This is a genomic window from Yinghuangia seranimata, from assembly GCF_029953285.1.
Classification (GTDB): domain Bacteria; phylum Actinomycetota; class Actinomycetes; order Streptomycetales; family Streptomycetaceae; genus Yinghuangia; species Yinghuangia seranimata.
Genome location: NZ_JASAOI010000054.1, coordinates 108833 through 122101 on the forward strand (window position 1 = coordinate 108833; position 13269 = coordinate 122101).

A 13269-nucleotide genomic window follows, 5' to 3' on the forward strand; every position below is an offset into this window, starting at 1 on the left:
CGCTTGATGACATTGCTGCGGCGCCGACCCGGCGCGGCCGACGGACGGGAGTGCCGCATGACCGTGACGCCCCCGCCCACCCGGAGCCTGCGGCAGCGGCTGATCGTGCCGGTCCTCGCCTACGCGGGCATCCTGATGGCGCTCATGCAGACCGTCGTCGTGCCGCTGCTGCCCGACCTGCCCGCCGAGACCGGCGCGTCCCCCGCGACGATCAGCTGGATGCTCACCGCGACGCTGGTCACCGGCGCCGTCCTCAACCCGGTGCTCGGCCGCGCCGGCGACATGTACGGCAAGCGCCGCGTCCTGCTCGCCTCGCTCGCCACCATGACCGCCGGCTCGGTGCTGTGCGCGGTCACCTCCGACATCCGCCTGCTCATCGCCGCCCGCGCGCTCCAGGGCACCGCGGCCGTCGTCGTGTCGCTGGCGACCAGCATCATGCGCGACGAACTGCCGCCCGAGCGGGTCGGGTCCGCGGCGGCGCTGATGAGCTCGACGGTCGGGCTGGGCGCCGCGTTCGGCCTGCCGCTCGCCTCGATCGTCGTCGAACACGCCGACTGGCACACGATGTTCTGGGTCACCACGGGCCTCGGCGTGCTCGGCCTGGTCGCGTCGTGGTTCGTCGTCCCCGAGTCGCCGGTGCGCACGCCGGGCCGCTTCGACCTCGTCGGCACCGTGATGCTGGCCGCCGGGCTCGTCGCTCTGCTGCTCGCGGTGTCCAAGGGCGGCGAGTGGGGCTGGACGTCGCCCACCGTCCCCGCGCTGGCCGGCGGCGGCGTGGCCGTCCTGCTGCTGTGGGGGCGCCACCAGCTGCACGCCCGCGAACCCGTCGTCGACCTGCGCCTCGCGGCCCGCCGCACGGTGTTCCTGCCGCACGCCGCCGCACTGCTCACCGGCTTCGCGTTCTACGCCAACTGGCTCGCGACCGCGCAGCTCGTCCAGGCGCCGACCACCACCGGCTACGGGCTCGGCGAGTCGGCCGTCACCGCGAGCCTGTGCCTGCTGCCCGGCGGCGTGATCATGGTGGTGCTGTCACCGGTGTCCGCGCGCATGTCCGACGCGTACGGCGCCCGCGTCACGCTCGCACTCGGCACCGCCGTCATCTCGGCCGCGTACCTGGTCCGCGTGTTCACCAGCGAGCACCTGCTCACGATCGCCCTGGGCGCCTCCCTGTGCTCGGTCGGGACGACGCTGGCCTACTCGGCGCTGCCGACGCTCGTCATCCAGGCCGTGCCGCAGGAGCAGACCGCGGCGGCGACCGGCCTCAACGTCCTGATGCGCACCATCGGGCAGGCCACCTGCAGCACCGTCGTCGCCGTCGTGCTGACCCGCATGACGACGGACGCGGGCGGCGTACGCGTCGCCAGCCTCGGCGCCTACCAGCTGGTCTTCGCCCTGGCGAGCGTGGTCGCCGCGGCCGCGTCGGTCACGGCGCTCGGACTGCCGCGCCGCGTTCAGCGGGAGAGCCGCAGCCGCGCGAAGCGCAGCCCGGGCTCCGGCTCGAAGGTGTCGACGAGCACGAACCCGAGGCGCTTGTAGAGCGTCATCGCGGGCGTGTTCGCGGCGCCGGTGCCGACCTCCGCGTCGCAGCCGGGCGCGAGCTCCTCCAGCAGGTGGACGAGCAGCCGGGTCGCCAGGCCGCGCCGGAACCAGGCGGGGTCGACGCAGACCCGGTCGATGTCGATCGTCCGGTCGCGCGCCGGCCGGTCCCCGTCGCGTGCCGACCGTGCCCCGTCGCCCGCCGGACGCTCCCCGCCGACCGCCTCCGCGCCGCACTCCCGCCACGCCACGAACGCCGCGACCTGGCCGCGCGCCGTCGTCGCGGCCAGCCAGCGCAGCGGCAGCGCGCGCAGATCGGCCAGCGTCTCCGACAGCGGCGGGATCTCGTAGAAGCCGATCAGCTCCGCCTCGACGGCGTACGCCGCCCGCCCGACCCGGTACAGCGCGGACGCGACCCGCGCGTCGTCGGCCGGGAAGACCTCGCGCAGCGTCAGCTCGGGCGCGGCGGGGCCGCCGCGCCGTCCGGGCTGGTCGGAACCGGTCATGCCCCCAGGCTAATTCGCGGGTCGGACGGATCCGCGGGCGGCTCGCGGGCACGTTCCCGACCCGTAGTCCGCCGACGGCAGCTCCGCGGTGCCGCCGCCGGTTCGACCCCGACCCGATCACCCGCCGATAGAATCCGGCGCGACCCCCCGGCCCGGAGCGAGGACCCGATGCGGCAGAACCCGGCACGACGCGCGGCGCTGCTCGACGCGGCGATCGCCGTGCTCGCCGAGGAGGGCGCCCGGGGCCTGACACTGCGCGCGGTCGACAAGCGCGCGGGCGTCCCGACCGGCACCGCGACCAACTACTTCCCGAACCGCGACGAGCTGCTCAACCAGGTCGGCATGCGCGTCTTCGAGCGCATGGCGCCCGGGCCCGAGGTGTTCGCCGCGATCCGCTCCGGGCGGCACGACCGCGAGCACCTGGTGGCGACCGCGCGGGAGATCTTCGACCGGGTCACGGCGAACCGCGAGGGCTGGCTGGCGCTCCTGGAGCTGCGGCTCGAGGCGACCCGGCGGCCCGAGCTGCGGACGATGCTGACCGGCACCATCAGCGCGGACCTCACCGGGAACGTCGAGCGCCACCCGGAGCTCGGCATGCCGGGCGACGCGGACACCGTGGTGCTGCTCTACCTGGCGCTGAACTGGCTGGTGCTGGAGCGGCTGACGCTGCCCGACGTCATCCCCGAGGAGCGCGTCGACGAGCTGATCCGCGTGATCGCCGAGCGCGCCCTCCCCCGCTGAGTCAGCGCGCCGCGAACCAGTCGCCGTGGAAGCCGAACGGCACACGGACCGGCAGGTGCACCGCCGCCACGGCCTCGAGCGTCTCGGCGTCCCGCACCACCAGGTCGCTGGTGTCGGTCATGGCGTCGTACACGTACCCGAGCAGCCAGCCGGCGCCGCCCGCGCGGTCGTCGGCGGCCGCGAACGCGAACTCGTTCGGCGTCCGCCCCGGTCCGAACTCGTGGGCGATCGACGTGCCGCGCGCCAGGTCGTAGCGCACCAGGGCGCGGTCGGTGACGGTGTACCCCACGGTCGCGGGGAGGCCCGCCAGCCGGTCGTCGATGCGCGGGAACTCGGCGACGCGGTCGTCGAGTTGCTCCTCGCGCACGGTGCCCGAGGCGAGGTCGACGGTCCACCGCCACAGCGACGACGAGATCCCGACGGCCTTCGACTCGTCCGCGCTCGGCATCCGCATCACGTGCAGGACGATGCGGTCGCCCTCCTCGTGCGCGTTGAGCGCGTGGAAGACGTAGCACGGCTCGATCTCGAACCACCGCACGGCGCCGTGCGGGTCGTCGCGGCGCAGCACGCCGAGCCGCGCGCCGTACGACGGGTCCCACTTGTACGGCAGGCCCTTGTCGACCAGGTCCAGCGAGAACACGATCGGCAGGTCCATGAACACCACGTGCCGGTCGGTCAGATGGAAGTCGTGCATCATTGTCGCCCCCGGCACCTCCACGTCGCGGCTGACGACGAGCTCCCCGGCCGCGTCGGCGCGGTGGTAGGTGAGGTAAGGCGGGCGCCCCCACCCGTACCCGAAGAAGTGCAGCTCACCGGTGGTGGGGCAGATCTTCGGGTGCGCGGTCATCGCGGTCGTGAGCCGGCCGTCGAAGTCGTAGGGGCCGACGGTGTCGAGGTCGGCGGTGACCTCGTACGGGAACGAGCTCTCGACGAGGGCGAACGTGCGCCCGGCGTGCCGCACGACGTGTGTGTTGGCGGCGCCCGCGGTGAGGTCCCTACTGCCGTCCGGGCGGAAGAACTCGCGGTGCGTGTCGACGTAGCGGTTGCGGTACCACGCGGCGCGCCCGCCCTCGAGGCGGACGCCGTGCAGCATGCCGTCGCCGACGAACCAGTGCGGTGACTCGCCCGACCTCGGATTGGGCCCGTTGCGCACGTACGTGCCGGTGAGTTCGGCCGGCAGCGTGCCGGTGACCTTGAGCTCGGTCTCGGTGCGCTCCTCGGACACGGGGGCGTAGTTGCCGGAAAGGTGCGCGGGGACGGTCATCGGGACTCCTTGGTCTGAGAGGCGGGAGCGGCGTAGAAGGTGCGGACGGCGCGAACGGCCGTGGCGGGAACCGAAGATCTGGAAGAGCGGCCTCACGCGGCGGCGCGCTGCGACCGGTTGCGCACGTACTCCGGGTACTTGGCGGTGAACACCACCGGGATGACGAACCCGACGACCTGGACCGCGGTCGACACAACCCCAGAGTGCACGTCGGAGGCGCGCAGCGCGACGAGGATTCCGGCGGTCACGGTGAACGACGCGGCCCACACCGCGGTGATGACGACGTTGGCCTTGTGGAAGCCGGGCAGGCCCCACACCTCGCGCGGCACCGAGCGCTTGGCGATGACCAGCGTGAACGGCTTGCCGGCGGCGAGCGACGCCCACGCGGTGACGCCCAGCCAGCCGAGTGACGCGGCGCCCGTCCAGTCCCGCAGGCCCGAGTCGGGCCGGGCGAAGGCGACGGCGGTCAGGGCCGCGAAGAAGACCGCCGTGCTGACGGTGAGCAGGTCGGCCTGCTCACCGGTGCGCTGGGCCTTGAGGACCGAGGACCCGGCCGCGAAGAGCGCGACCGCCGCGCCCCAGCGCCAGTCGGCGGTGGAGATCGCCGCGAACGCCAGCCACGGGATGAAGCTGCGCAGGTAGGTCATTGGTCGGTCCCCTCGCCCGGTGCCGCCCCTCGGCGGCCGCCCTGTCTTCGACGTGTCACTTTCGACACGTCAAACAATGACGTTCCACAAGTGACATGTCAACCCCGACATGTATTGTTGGCGTCATGAGTCTTCGTCACGCGCTCCTCGGACTGCTGTCGTACCGGCCCGCGAGCGGCTACGACCTCCTCAAGGCCTTCGAGACCTCGCTCGCGAACGTGTGGCCGGCCACCCAGAGCCAGGTGTACGGCGAACTGGGCCGGCTGACCGACGCCGGCCTCCTGGAGGTGTCCGCCGAAGGGCCGCGCGGCCGCAAGGAGTACACGATCACCGGCACCGGGCGCGGCGAGCTGCACACCTGGCTGGTGTCCGCCGAGCCGACCCGCGTCACCCGCAGCGACATGCTGCTGCGCGTGTTCTTCCTCGACCGGATGACCGCGGAGGAGGGCCGCGCCTACCTCGCCCGGCAGCGCGACTTCGCCGCCGCGCGCGCCGAACACCTGCGCGCGCTCGAGGCGTCCATCGAATGGGACGACAGCCCGCTGTCGACGCAGGGCCGCATCGCGCTGGAGTACGGCCTGCGCCTCAGCACGGTGCAGACCGACTGGGCCGACTGGGCGCTCGAGCAGCTCGCGACCGGCGGGGCGGGCGACCAACCCCGTTGACCCGTACGGCCCTCATCCGGCCTCCGTCCGGTTGCGGGGCCGGGCTCCTGCGCTTGTCCTGGTAGGACGGCACCGACCAGGACCAGGCGGGAGACGCGATGAGCGAGGGCGGCAGCGAACCCGAGCGCGCAGAAGTTGACGCGTTGCGCGCCCGGGTCGCGGAACTCGAGGCGACGCAGGCGTCGTACAAGCAGCACCACCGGGTGCGTTCGTTCTTCTCGGCACTGCTCATCGTCATCGCGGCGGTCCTCGCACCCCTGTCGGCCGTCGCGGTGTGGACCTCGAGCCAGGTCACCGACACCAGCCGGTTCGTGTCCACGATGGCGCCGCTCGCCTCCAACGCCGCCGTGCAGGACGCCGTCGCGAACCGGGTCACCGACGCCGTCGTCGAGAAGCTCGACATCCCGGCCGCCGTGGCCGACCTCCCGTCGACCGGCCGGCCGCTCGTCGACCAGCTGCTGGGCAAGGCGGGCGGCGCGATCACCAACGGCGTCACGGGGTTCGTGCACACCGTCGTCCTGAAGTTCGTCCAGTCGGACGAGTTCCAGACGGTGTGGAACGGGGTCATGCGGGACGCGCACGCCGCCATGGTCAAAGCGCTCACCGGCAAGGGCGACGGCGCGGTCAAACTGACCAACGACGCGGTCACCATCGACCTCGCACCGGTCATCGACCGCGCCAAGACCCGGCTCGTCGACGCCGGCCTCGGCGTCGCCGCGAACATCCCCGACGTGCACACCAGCTTCACCGTCGTGGAGTCGAAGGACATCGCGAAGCTCAAGACCGGGTTCCGGGTGCTCGACCTGCTCGGCACCTGGATGCCGGTGATCACCGTCGTCATCGCCGCCGGCGGCGTGCTGCTCGCGACGCGCCGGCGCCGCGCGCTGGTCACGGCGGCGCTCGCCATCGCGGCCGGCGTCGCGGTGCTCGCCATCGGGCTCGCGATCTTCCGGGCGATCTACCTCGACAAGCTGCCCGCCGACGTATCGCAACCGGCCGCCTCGGCGGTCTACGACACTCTCGTCCGCTACCTGCGCGCCAGCATCCGCATGGTCATCACCCTCGGCATCATCGTGGCGCTCGGCACGTGGCTGAGCGGACCGGGCAAGTGGGCGCGCAAGGTGCGCACGGCGTGGCAGAGCGGTATCGCAGGCGCGCGCACCGCGACCGGCGCGCATCTCGGCCCGGTCGGCCCGTGGGTGCACCGCTACAAGAAATGGCTCGTATGGGCGGTCGTCGCGGGCGCCGCGATCGCGCTGGTGCTGTGGAGCTACCCCACGGGCGTGGTCATCCTCGGCATCACGCTGACCGTCGTGGTCGCGCTGGCGATCGTGGAGTTCCTCGACGACGACAGCGCCCCCCGCGGCAAGGTCGCGGGGGGCGCGAGTCCGGCGTAGCGCGGGGCCGGGAAGACCGGTCCGGACCCGCGCGGCGGGTCAGGCGGCCATCACCACCGCGGCGCGCTCGACGCCGGCGTCCGCCACCGCGACCCGCACCGGGGCCGACGGGACCGTCTTGCCGCGCGACGCGAAGACCACCACGCGCAGCACCACGAACCGGCCGATCCCCGCCAGCCCGCAGGTCGCCAGGTAGACGCCCTGCTCCAGCAGCACACCGGGCGCCACGACCAGCGCGTGCAGGATCAGCATCGCCGCGCTGGTGAAGACGAAGCTCGCCGCCGCGGTGCCGGCCGACTTCAGGTGCGTGCGCCAGCCGCGCCGGTCGCTGCGGAACGACACGCGGGCGTGCAGCTCGGTGGTGGCGATCGTCGACACGATGGTGACGACGACGTTCGCCACGAGGAACGGCACGACGCCGGTCAGCGCGACCAGTGCGGCGCTGGAGGCGAGGGTCACGCCCCCGCCGCACCCGACGAAGCGGATGAACGAGGCGACGGGGCCGGTGCCGGTGAGGGCCTTGGCGGTCTTGGCGGCGAGCGATGCGGTCTTCATGTCGTGAAGACTCGCCGAGGCCGCTGACGGGCCGCGTACCGCGCGCTGACAGCCGCTGTCAGCACGGCCGGCGGCCGTGACAGGGGCGTGTCAGCGTGCGCTCAGCAGCCGCCCGCGACCGCCACGGAGCCCGCGCTCAACCGCCGTTGGAGTCGTGGACGGTGCTGCCGGGCAGTTTGTCGAGGAAGCGGCTCACGGCGCCCACGCTGTCCGCGACCCGGTCGAGCGCCGGGTTGGCGATGTTCGCCGCCCCCACGTCGCCCCCCGCGACGATGAGCATGAGTGCCAGCACGCACACTCCCTGCGCGCCGCGGCGCACCCAGAGCCTGCCGAAACTGACGGGCGCCGCCGCGGCGATCTGCGCGCGCGGACGGGCCTGACGGGTTGCCACAACCCACCTCCGTGTCGTCCCCCCGACCCGGCTGCACCCGGGTCAACGCCACTATGACGGAAGCGGGGGCACGAAGCGAGGCGCTCGCGTCAAGCGGCGGAAAACATCTGGCCACGGCAAACCCGCTTCCGGCAAAATCCTCCGTTCGCCCCTCTATGGACGGGAGTTGGCCGTGACGACGCACAGCGGCGGGGCGCCGCACCGCACCACCGGGCCGGGCCCGCAGGGCCCCACGACGACGTTGTGGCGGCCGACCGGCCCCGCCGAACTCGCGCTCGTCGCCGACTCCGGCTGGCGCGCGTGGCCGCCGCGGCTGCCCGACCAACCGATCTTCTACCCGGTGCTCAACGAGGACTACGCGGTCCGCATCGCGCGCGACTGGAACGTCCCCGCGAGCGGGCACGGCTACGTCACGCGCTTCGAGGTCGACACCGCGTTCCTCGCCCGCTACCCGGTGCGGCACGCCGGAGGGCGGACCATTCTCGAGCTGTGGGTGCCGGCAGAGGAGCTTCCCGAGTTCAACGCGCACATCGCCGGACGCATCGAGGTGGTCCGCGCGTTCGGCCCGGACGGCGAGTACGACCCGGCCGACGACCCCGCGGTCACGCCAACCTGAGCAGCGCCTGCACCGGCCAGTGGTCGGACGGGTGCCGGCCGCCGGGCGTCGCGGTGTTGATCGCCGCGGCGTCCGTCGTCCAGTGCCGGTCCGCCAGGATCCAGTCGATCCGGCCGCCCGGCTCCGGGGCCGTCCAGCCGTTCCAGGTGCGCACATCGGGGCCGAGGCGCTCGGCCGCGGTCGTCCAGGTGTCGCGGAACAGGCCGTCCTCGGTCAGCACCCGGTATGGCCGGGCCTCCGGCGCCGCCGCGTTGAAGTCGCCGGTCAGCACCACGGGGCGGCGCTTGGCGTGCAGCTTGCGCCTGGTCAGCCGGCGCACCAGGTGCGCGCTGCGCGTGCGGGCGAGCGGCGAGAAGTGGTCGAAGTGCGTGTTGACCACCGCGAACTCGCGGTCGGTCGCACGGTCGCGGAAAGCCGCCCAGGTCAGCATGCGCGGGTGCTGGATGTTGCCCCACGTCCGCGAACCGATCAGCTTCGGCACGGTGGACAGCCACAGGTGGTCATAGGCGAGCAGCTCCAGCCGGGCGAAGTCGTAGAACACGGCGGTGAACTCGGAGTTGCTGCCGCCCGACCGGCCCAGGCCCACCCAGTCGTACGCCGGACGCAGTGCCGCCGCCAGGTCACGGATGTGGTGCCAGCGGCCCTCCTGCGTGCCCAGCACGGTCGGCCGCTCCTCCTCCAGCACCGCCTCGACGGCCGCACGGCGGTCCGCCCAGCCGCGTGGCGCGGGGTCCTCGGGGCCGCGCAGATTGAACGACATGACGTGCACGGCGCCGGGCTCGGCGGGGCCGATCAACGGCATCTCTCGGGTCCTCTCGTGCGCTGCCGGATCCCTGAGATCGTCACACCGAAACGCGCTGTCGGCCGTCAGGCGCGCGGAGTTAGGGTCGCCGCTATGACGATCACCCAGAACGGCCCGGCCGACCCGGCGGACGACGCGGAGACCGGCTACGAGGTGGACGACGACCCTGCGCGGGTGGACCGCGACGCGGTGTGGGCGTTCCTGTCGAGCGACGCCTACTGGGGGCGCTGGCGGGAACGCACCGACCTCGAACACCAGTTGGACGCGTCCTGGCGCGTGGTGGGGGCGTACCGGCGCGCCGACGGAGCGATGGTCGGCTTCGCGCGGGCCGTCTCCGACGGCCGCTCGTTCGCCTACCTGGCCGACGTGTACGTGCTGCCCGAGACGCGCGGCAGCGGCCTCGGCAAGGAGCTGGTGCGCGTCATCGTCGAGGAGGGCCCCGGACGGGACTTCCGCTGGATGCTGCACACCTCCGACGCGCACGGCCTGTACGCCAAGTTCGGGTTCGCGGCACCCGACACGTCGTACATGGAGCGGCCCGGTGGCCGGGCCGCCCGCGGTCCGTCCGTCACTTGAACACGTCGGTGACGCCGTTGACCCCCGCGTTGACCACGGACTCGACCAGTTGCGACAGCGACCCGGCCGCCGCCGTCCCGGACAGCATCACGCCGGCCACGAAGGCGAGGATGAGCCCGCCCATCTTGTAGCCCTTGTGGGTGACCAGGTAGAAGAGGATGAAGATGATGATGATCGGTACGCCGATCGTCACCCCTTGTCCGACCGTCGTGGTGTCCTCGGGTGCGGCGACGACAGCGGCGAGTGGCGTGTACATGGTTCCCCTCCGGTCCAGCGCTGTGGATCCCTGTGTGCGTGACCTACCCCGGTAGGCGGGGCGGCGAGCGTGCTACGACGGTGAATTGCCGGTCATCGTCCGGGAGTCCAGACGGCGCCCAGGACACCCGCCAGCACCCACGCCCAGCGCAGCATGCGGAACGCCGGCCAGCGTGCGGTGCCGAGGGTGACCCAGAAGCCGATCATGAGCCACAGGAAGAACGCGGCCCGGCCGCTCGCCTCCATGGCGCACTGCTGGACCAACCGGCCACCGTAGTAGGCGACGGCCGCCCCCGGGATCAACATGAAGTAATCGATCGCGGTGTAGCCGCCGGGCCCGCTCCAGCCGCCGCCCTGACCGGGCAGTTCGGGACGCGTGCCGGACTCGCCGCCCGGGGCGCCGCCCGCCTGGTCGGCGTCGGCGCCGTCGCCGCGTTTGCCCGGCAGCAACTGCCCGGGTATGCGGCGCCGTTGACCCTCGGGGCGGTCCGCGGCCTGCTTGGCGGCGGGATCGTCGGGAGCGCGGCGCGTACCGGAGCGGCCGCCGGTCGACCGGGACGGCGGGGTACGGCGCGTGGGATCGCCCGCCGGGCGCCCGCCGGACGAACCACCGCTCTGCGGCGAGCCCTTGGGCTTCCACCCGGCGCGCGGCGCGGCCGGTGCGGGAGCCGCGGGCTTCGCCGGACGGGGACGGCCCAGCCGTCCGCCCAGCCCGCCCAGTCGGCCCGGACGTTTGCCCGAACCCCCGGATCCAGCAGTGCTCATGGGAGTCAGCCGCCCCTCTGGCGCGGGCACGGCTTGCAGATCTTGTGGTGCCGGTAGGCCGCCAGCACCCACGGCAAGGCGACCGCGACCCCGACCCACTCGGCCTTCGCGTCCCGCCCACGCAGGTGCAGGACGACGGCGGCGATACACGCCGCGCCGAGGATCAGGGCGGTCAGCAGGTCGGAGTGGATGAGCCCCTTGGCCGCCCAGTTCACCGTGTTCGTGCGGTTCTTGACGGTGCTCTCGCGAATGCTCTTACGCCACGGAGAATCGGCCATCGTCCACCGCCTCCCGCCCGGTGTGCTGCCCACGAACCGGTATGTTCCGGTTTGACGTTGCTCAGTGTGGCCAGCCCGGTGGGCAGCGTCAACCACACGAACACCCTCGGCGGACAGCCTAGGACACCTGACAGTTCGTCAGCAGCACGACGGGGGCCGAGGGTGTGCACCCTCGGCCCCCGCTTCGTGCGGCTGCCGGTGTCGGCGGCTCCCCTGGGTCAGGCCTGACCCGCCGGGCTTGGGAGGGCCGCCAGGCCCGGGTGCCCATCCGTCCGCGCGGGACCCCGGCCCCCCGGGGGGGGAGCCCCGCGCGGGGGCCCCCCCGCGGGGGGGGGGCCCCCCCCCCCCCGCGGGGATGTTGCCCATCCGTCCGGACCGGAAATCATCGAACGCCTGGGCGAGTTCTGCGTGGCTGTTCATCACGAACGGGCCGTACCAGGCGATTTCCTCACGGATCGGCAGGCCGCCGAGGATCACGACCTCCAGGTTGGGCGTGTTCCCGTCCTGCCGCTCGGCGGCGCGCAGCTCCACGCTGTCGCCGTCGCCGAACACCGCGGTCTGGCCGGTGCGCAGCGGCCGCTGCTCGGCGCCGACCGTGCCGGCGCCCGCCAGCGCGTACACCAGCGCGTTGTAGTCCGGCTGCCACGGCAGTTCGAGCCGTGCGCCCGGGCTGACCGACGCGTGGATGAGCGTTATCGGCGTGTGGGTGATGCCGGGACCGTCGAATCCGGCCACCGACCCGGCGATCAACCGCACCAGCGCGCCGCCGTCCTCGGTGCTGAGGAGCTTCACGCTGCCGGACCGGATGTCCTGGTAGCGGGGGTCGCTCATCTTCAGCGACGACGGGAGGTTCACCCACAGCTGGATACCGTGGAACAGGCCGCCACTGACGACGAGTTCCTCCGGCGGAGCCTCGATGTGCAGCAGGCCCGACCCGGCGGTCATCCACTGCGTGTCGCCGTCGGTGATCAGACCGCCGCCGCCGGCCGAGTCCTGGTGGCGGAACGTGCCGTCGATCAGATAGGTGACCGTCTCAAAACCACGGTGCGGGTGCCACGGCGTGCCCTTCGGCTCGCCGGGCTGGTACTCCACCTCACCCATCTGGTCCATCATGATGAACGGATCCAGACGCGCCTGGTCGACCCCCGCGAACGCGCGCCGAACCGGAAACCCCTCACCCTCCAGCCCACTGGGCGCGGTGGCCACCTGCACCACCTTGCGGGGCCGCGCTCCGACAGCGGGCTTGTGCAGTCGCGGCAGCGCCAACGGGTTCTCCACCGTCACGGCGGGCATGGCGTCCTCCTCTATAGCGCCTCGGCCCGGCCTCCCCGGGTCTGCTGGCTAGAACGTTAGTTGACCGCTCAACATTCCGCTAGTTGAACACGCAACAAAATCCGGGCGGGCGCAGAGATGGAGACGAGGAAGGCACCGACAAACCAGGAGGTACACGGCAGACCGGGCAGAGCCAGGCGGCAGGCGCAAGCCATACATGACCCACGCGAGGACGTGGGCCGTACAGGACGAGCGGGCAATGGCGAGCGACCATGCGGGGCCACAGCACGCCCCAACCGACCGACCGCAGGGCCGGGCCGTACGTTCCCGTGCGCCGCAAGCGCGCGGACACCCAGACAAAACCGGCGCGGACCAGGATCCCGTCGGTGGTCAGGATGATGCGCGGCGCGGCCGTGGGCCGCGCCGCGCCCACACCCCGCGTACGTGGCCCGACGAGCGCTTCGCGCCGTCGAGGCAGGTCGGACTCCGCCACGTACCAGCATCGAGACCGGTGAACGGCGCTCGACGCGAACGGCAGGGCTTGCATGCCGCAGCCCGCAGTTGCGACGCGACACAGCACCAGATCCTGGTCCCCGGTCGCCCGCCGCAGGTCCGGGCACATGGAGGATGTGCGCACTCGCGCCCCTCAAGCGCGCACATATTCGACACTCTGCAGTGCCACGAGCCAACTGTGAGTCAGACACCTGGCTCGTGGCCTCGACGCCGTCTCCAGGTACAAGGGTTGCGCGGCGCGGCCGATGGCCGCGCCGCGCTCTAGCCCATCGCCTGTTCCGCGATCTCTGCTAGGGGCCTGCCGCCCCGACCGGGTTGGTGGTCTTGCGCCGCCGCCGCCCACGTCGGGCGGCGGCGCAGCAAAACCCCCGCAAGTACGTCGCCTGACGATCGCTACGCGCTGTCGAGGCAGGGTGGTTGGCCTGCCTCGACGCCCGCTTACGCGATGTGACCGACTGGGCGGGTCTCGGGCCCAGGTTTAGAGGCGCGG

Annotated in this window: 15 protein-coding genes and 1 pseudogene; 6 read left to right on the plus strand and 10 right to left on the minus strand. The window is 72.7% G+C overall.

The genetic code is table 11. The annotated features are described in order from the left end of the window. The first annotated feature begins 57 nt into the window (after nucleotides 1–57). The gene (locus QI554_RS32350; protein WP_281475215.1) at nucleotides 58–1536 is read left to right on the plus strand and encodes an MFS transporter; all 1479 of its coding nucleotides are present in this window, start codon (nucleotides 58–60) and stop codon (nucleotides 1534–1536) included. Here QI554_RS32350 and QI554_RS32355 read toward each other — a convergent pair. Beyond that, the gene (locus QI554_RS32355) at nucleotides 1452–2042 is read right to left on the minus strand and encodes a GNAT family N-acetyltransferase (protein WP_281475216.1); all 591 of its coding nucleotides are present in this window, start codon (nucleotides 2040–2042) and stop codon (nucleotides 1452–1454) included. The genes QI554_RS32350 and QI554_RS32355 overlap by 85 nt on opposite strands. A 168-nt stretch (nucleotides 2043–2210) precedes the next feature. On the opposite strand from QI554_RS32355, the gene QI554_RS32360 reads away from it, so the two are divergent. Continuing rightward, entirely contained in the window at nucleotides 2211–2783 is a 573-nt protein-coding gene (locus QI554_RS32360; protein ID WP_281475217.1) for a TetR/AcrR family transcriptional regulator, read from the plus strand. A 1-nt stretch (nucleotide 2784) separates the two neighbouring features. Here QI554_RS32360 and QI554_RS32365 read toward each other — a convergent pair whose 3' ends face one another. Next, nucleotides 2785–4047, minus strand: coding sequence for a carotenoid oxygenase family protein (locus QI554_RS32365; RefSeq protein ID WP_281475218.1), 1263 nt, complete (start codon nucleotides 4045–4047; stop codon nucleotides 2785–2787). Nucleotides 4048–4139: 92 nt separating this feature from the next. Next, entirely contained in the window at nucleotides 4140–4694 is a 555-nt protein-coding gene (locus QI554_RS32370; protein WP_281475219.1) for a hypothetical protein, read from the minus strand. Nucleotides 4695–4819: 125 nt separating this feature from the next. Between QI554_RS32370 and QI554_RS32375 the strand changes: the two genes are divergently transcribed. Together QI554_RS32375 and QI554_RS32380 are read left to right on the plus strand one after the other, a co-directional pair. After that, a complete protein-coding gene (locus tag QI554_RS32375; protein ID WP_281475220.1) occupies nucleotides 4820–5359 on the plus strand; it encodes a PadR family transcriptional regulator in 540 nt (179 codons plus the stop codon). 98 nt (nucleotides 5360–5457) lie between these two features. Continuing rightward, on the plus strand, nucleotides 5458–6756 hold the full coding sequence (locus tag QI554_RS32380; RefSeq protein WP_281475221.1) for a hypothetical protein: 1299 nt from the start codon (nucleotides 5458–5460) through the stop codon (nucleotides 6754–6756). Nucleotides 6757–6795: 39 nt separating this feature from the next. Here the strand turns inward: QI554_RS32380 and QI554_RS32385 are convergent, their stop codons facing one another. After that, a complete protein-coding gene (locus QI554_RS32385; protein WP_281475223.1) occupies nucleotides 6796–7311 on the minus strand; it encodes a GtrA family protein in 516 nt (171 codons plus the stop codon). Between the two features lie 136 nt (nucleotides 7312–7447). Continuing rightward, on the minus strand, nucleotides 7448–7702 hold the full coding sequence (locus tag QI554_RS32390) for a hypothetical protein (RefSeq protein WP_281475224.1): 255 nt from the start codon (nucleotides 7700–7702) through the stop codon (nucleotides 7448–7450). 172 nt (nucleotides 7703–7874) lie between these two features. Here QI554_RS32390 and QI554_RS32395 point away from each other — a divergent pair, with 172 nt between their 5' ends. Next, nucleotides 7875–8318 (plus strand): ADP-ribosylation/crystallin J1, encoded by a 444-nt coding sequence (locus tag QI554_RS32395; protein ID WP_281475225.1) that lies wholly within the window; start codon nucleotides 7875–7877, stop codon nucleotides 8316–8318. Here the strand turns inward: QI554_RS32395 and QI554_RS32400 are convergent. Beyond that, nucleotides 8305–9120: an endonuclease/exonuclease/phosphatase family protein gene (locus tag QI554_RS32400; protein ID WP_281475226.1), complete on the minus strand. Its 816-nt coding sequence runs from the start codon at nucleotides 9118–9120 to the stop codon at nucleotides 8305–8307. The two genes, QI554_RS32395 and QI554_RS32400, sit on opposite strands and share 14 nt — an antisense overlap. Before the next feature lie 93 nt (nucleotides 9121–9213). Between QI554_RS32400 and QI554_RS32405 the strand changes: the two genes are divergently transcribed. Continuing rightward, complete coding sequence (locus tag QI554_RS32405; protein WP_281475227.1) at nucleotides 9214–9696, plus strand: GNAT family N-acetyltransferase; 483 nt, start codon at nucleotides 9214–9216, stop codon at nucleotides 9694–9696. Here QI554_RS32405 and QI554_RS32410 read toward each other — a convergent pair. The 4 genes and pseudogenes from QI554_RS32410 to QI554_RS32425 all read right to left on the minus strand — a co-directional run. Beyond that, nucleotides 9689–9952, minus strand: a complete 264-nt coding sequence (locus QI554_RS32410) for a hypothetical protein (RefSeq protein ID WP_281475228.1) — start codon at nucleotides 9950–9952, stop codon at nucleotides 9689–9691. The genes QI554_RS32405 and QI554_RS32410 overlap by 8 nt on opposite strands. A 92-nt stretch (nucleotides 9953–10044) precedes the next feature. Beyond that, entirely contained in the window at nucleotides 10045–10716 is a 672-nt protein-coding gene (locus QI554_RS32415; protein WP_281475229.1) for a hypothetical protein, read from the minus strand. A gap of 5 nt (nucleotides 10717–10721) precedes the next feature. Continuing rightward, nucleotides 10722–10994, minus strand: a complete 273-nt coding sequence (locus QI554_RS32420) for a hypothetical protein (protein ID WP_281475230.1) — start codon at nucleotides 10992–10994, stop codon at nucleotides 10722–10724. A gap of 348 nt (nucleotides 10995–11342) precedes the next feature. Beyond that, a pseudogene (locus tag QI554_RS32425) lies at nucleotides 11343–12287 on the minus strand (pirin family protein); the annotation flags it as partial. Nucleotides 12288–13269 lie beyond the last annotated feature (982 nt).

Excerpts from the sequence above, each read along its gene's own strand:
- QI554_RS32360 (WP_281475217.1), top strand. The coding sequence starts at position 2,211 with ATGCGGCAGAACCCGGCACGACGCGCGGCGCTGCTCGACGCGGCGATC.
- QI554_RS32400 (WP_281475226.1), bottom strand. The coding sequence starts at position 9,120 with ATGCCGTTGATCGGCCCCGCCGAGCCCGGCGCCGTGCACGTCATGTCG.
- QI554_RS32410 (WP_281475228.1), bottom strand. The coding sequence starts at position 9,952 with ATGTACACGCCACTCGCCGCTGTCGTCGCCGCACCCGAGGACACCACG.
- QI554_RS32350 (WP_281475215.1), top strand. The coding sequence starts at position 58 with ATGACCGTGACGCCCCCGCCCACCCGGAGCCTGCGGCAGCGGCTGATC.
- QI554_RS32375 (WP_281475220.1), top strand. The coding sequence starts at position 4,820 with ATGAGTCTTCGTCACGCGCTCCTCGGACTGCTGTCGTACCGGCCCGCG.
- QI554_RS32415 (WP_281475229.1), bottom strand. The coding sequence starts at position 10,716 with ATGAGCACTGCTGGATCCGGGGGTTCGGGCAAACGTCCGGGCCGACTG.
- QI554_RS32420 (WP_281475230.1), bottom strand. The coding sequence starts at position 10,994 with ATGGCCGATTCTCCGTGGCGTAAGAGCATTCGCGAGAGCACCGTCAAG.
- QI554_RS32355 (WP_281475216.1), bottom strand. The coding sequence starts at position 2,042 with ATGACCGGTTCCGACCAGCCCGGACGGCGCGGCGGCCCCGCCGCGCCC.
- QI554_RS32385 (WP_281475223.1), bottom strand. The coding sequence starts at position 7,311 with ATGAAGACCGCATCGCTCGCCGCCAAGACCGCCAAGGCCCTCACCGGC.
- QI554_RS32370 (WP_281475219.1), bottom strand. The coding sequence starts at position 4,694 with ATGACCTACCTGCGCAGCTTCATCCCGTGGCTGGCGTTCGCGGCGATC.
- QI554_RS32365 (WP_281475218.1), bottom strand. The coding sequence starts at position 4,047 with ATGACCGTCCCCGCGCACCTTTCCGGCAACTACGCCCCCGTGTCCGAG.
- QI554_RS32380 (WP_281475221.1), top strand. The coding sequence starts at position 5,458 with ATGAGCGAGGGCGGCAGCGAACCCGAGCGCGCAGAAGTTGACGCGTTG.
- QI554_RS32405 (WP_281475227.1), top strand. The coding sequence starts at position 9,214 with ATGACGATCACCCAGAACGGCCCGGCCGACCCGGCGGACGACGCGGAG.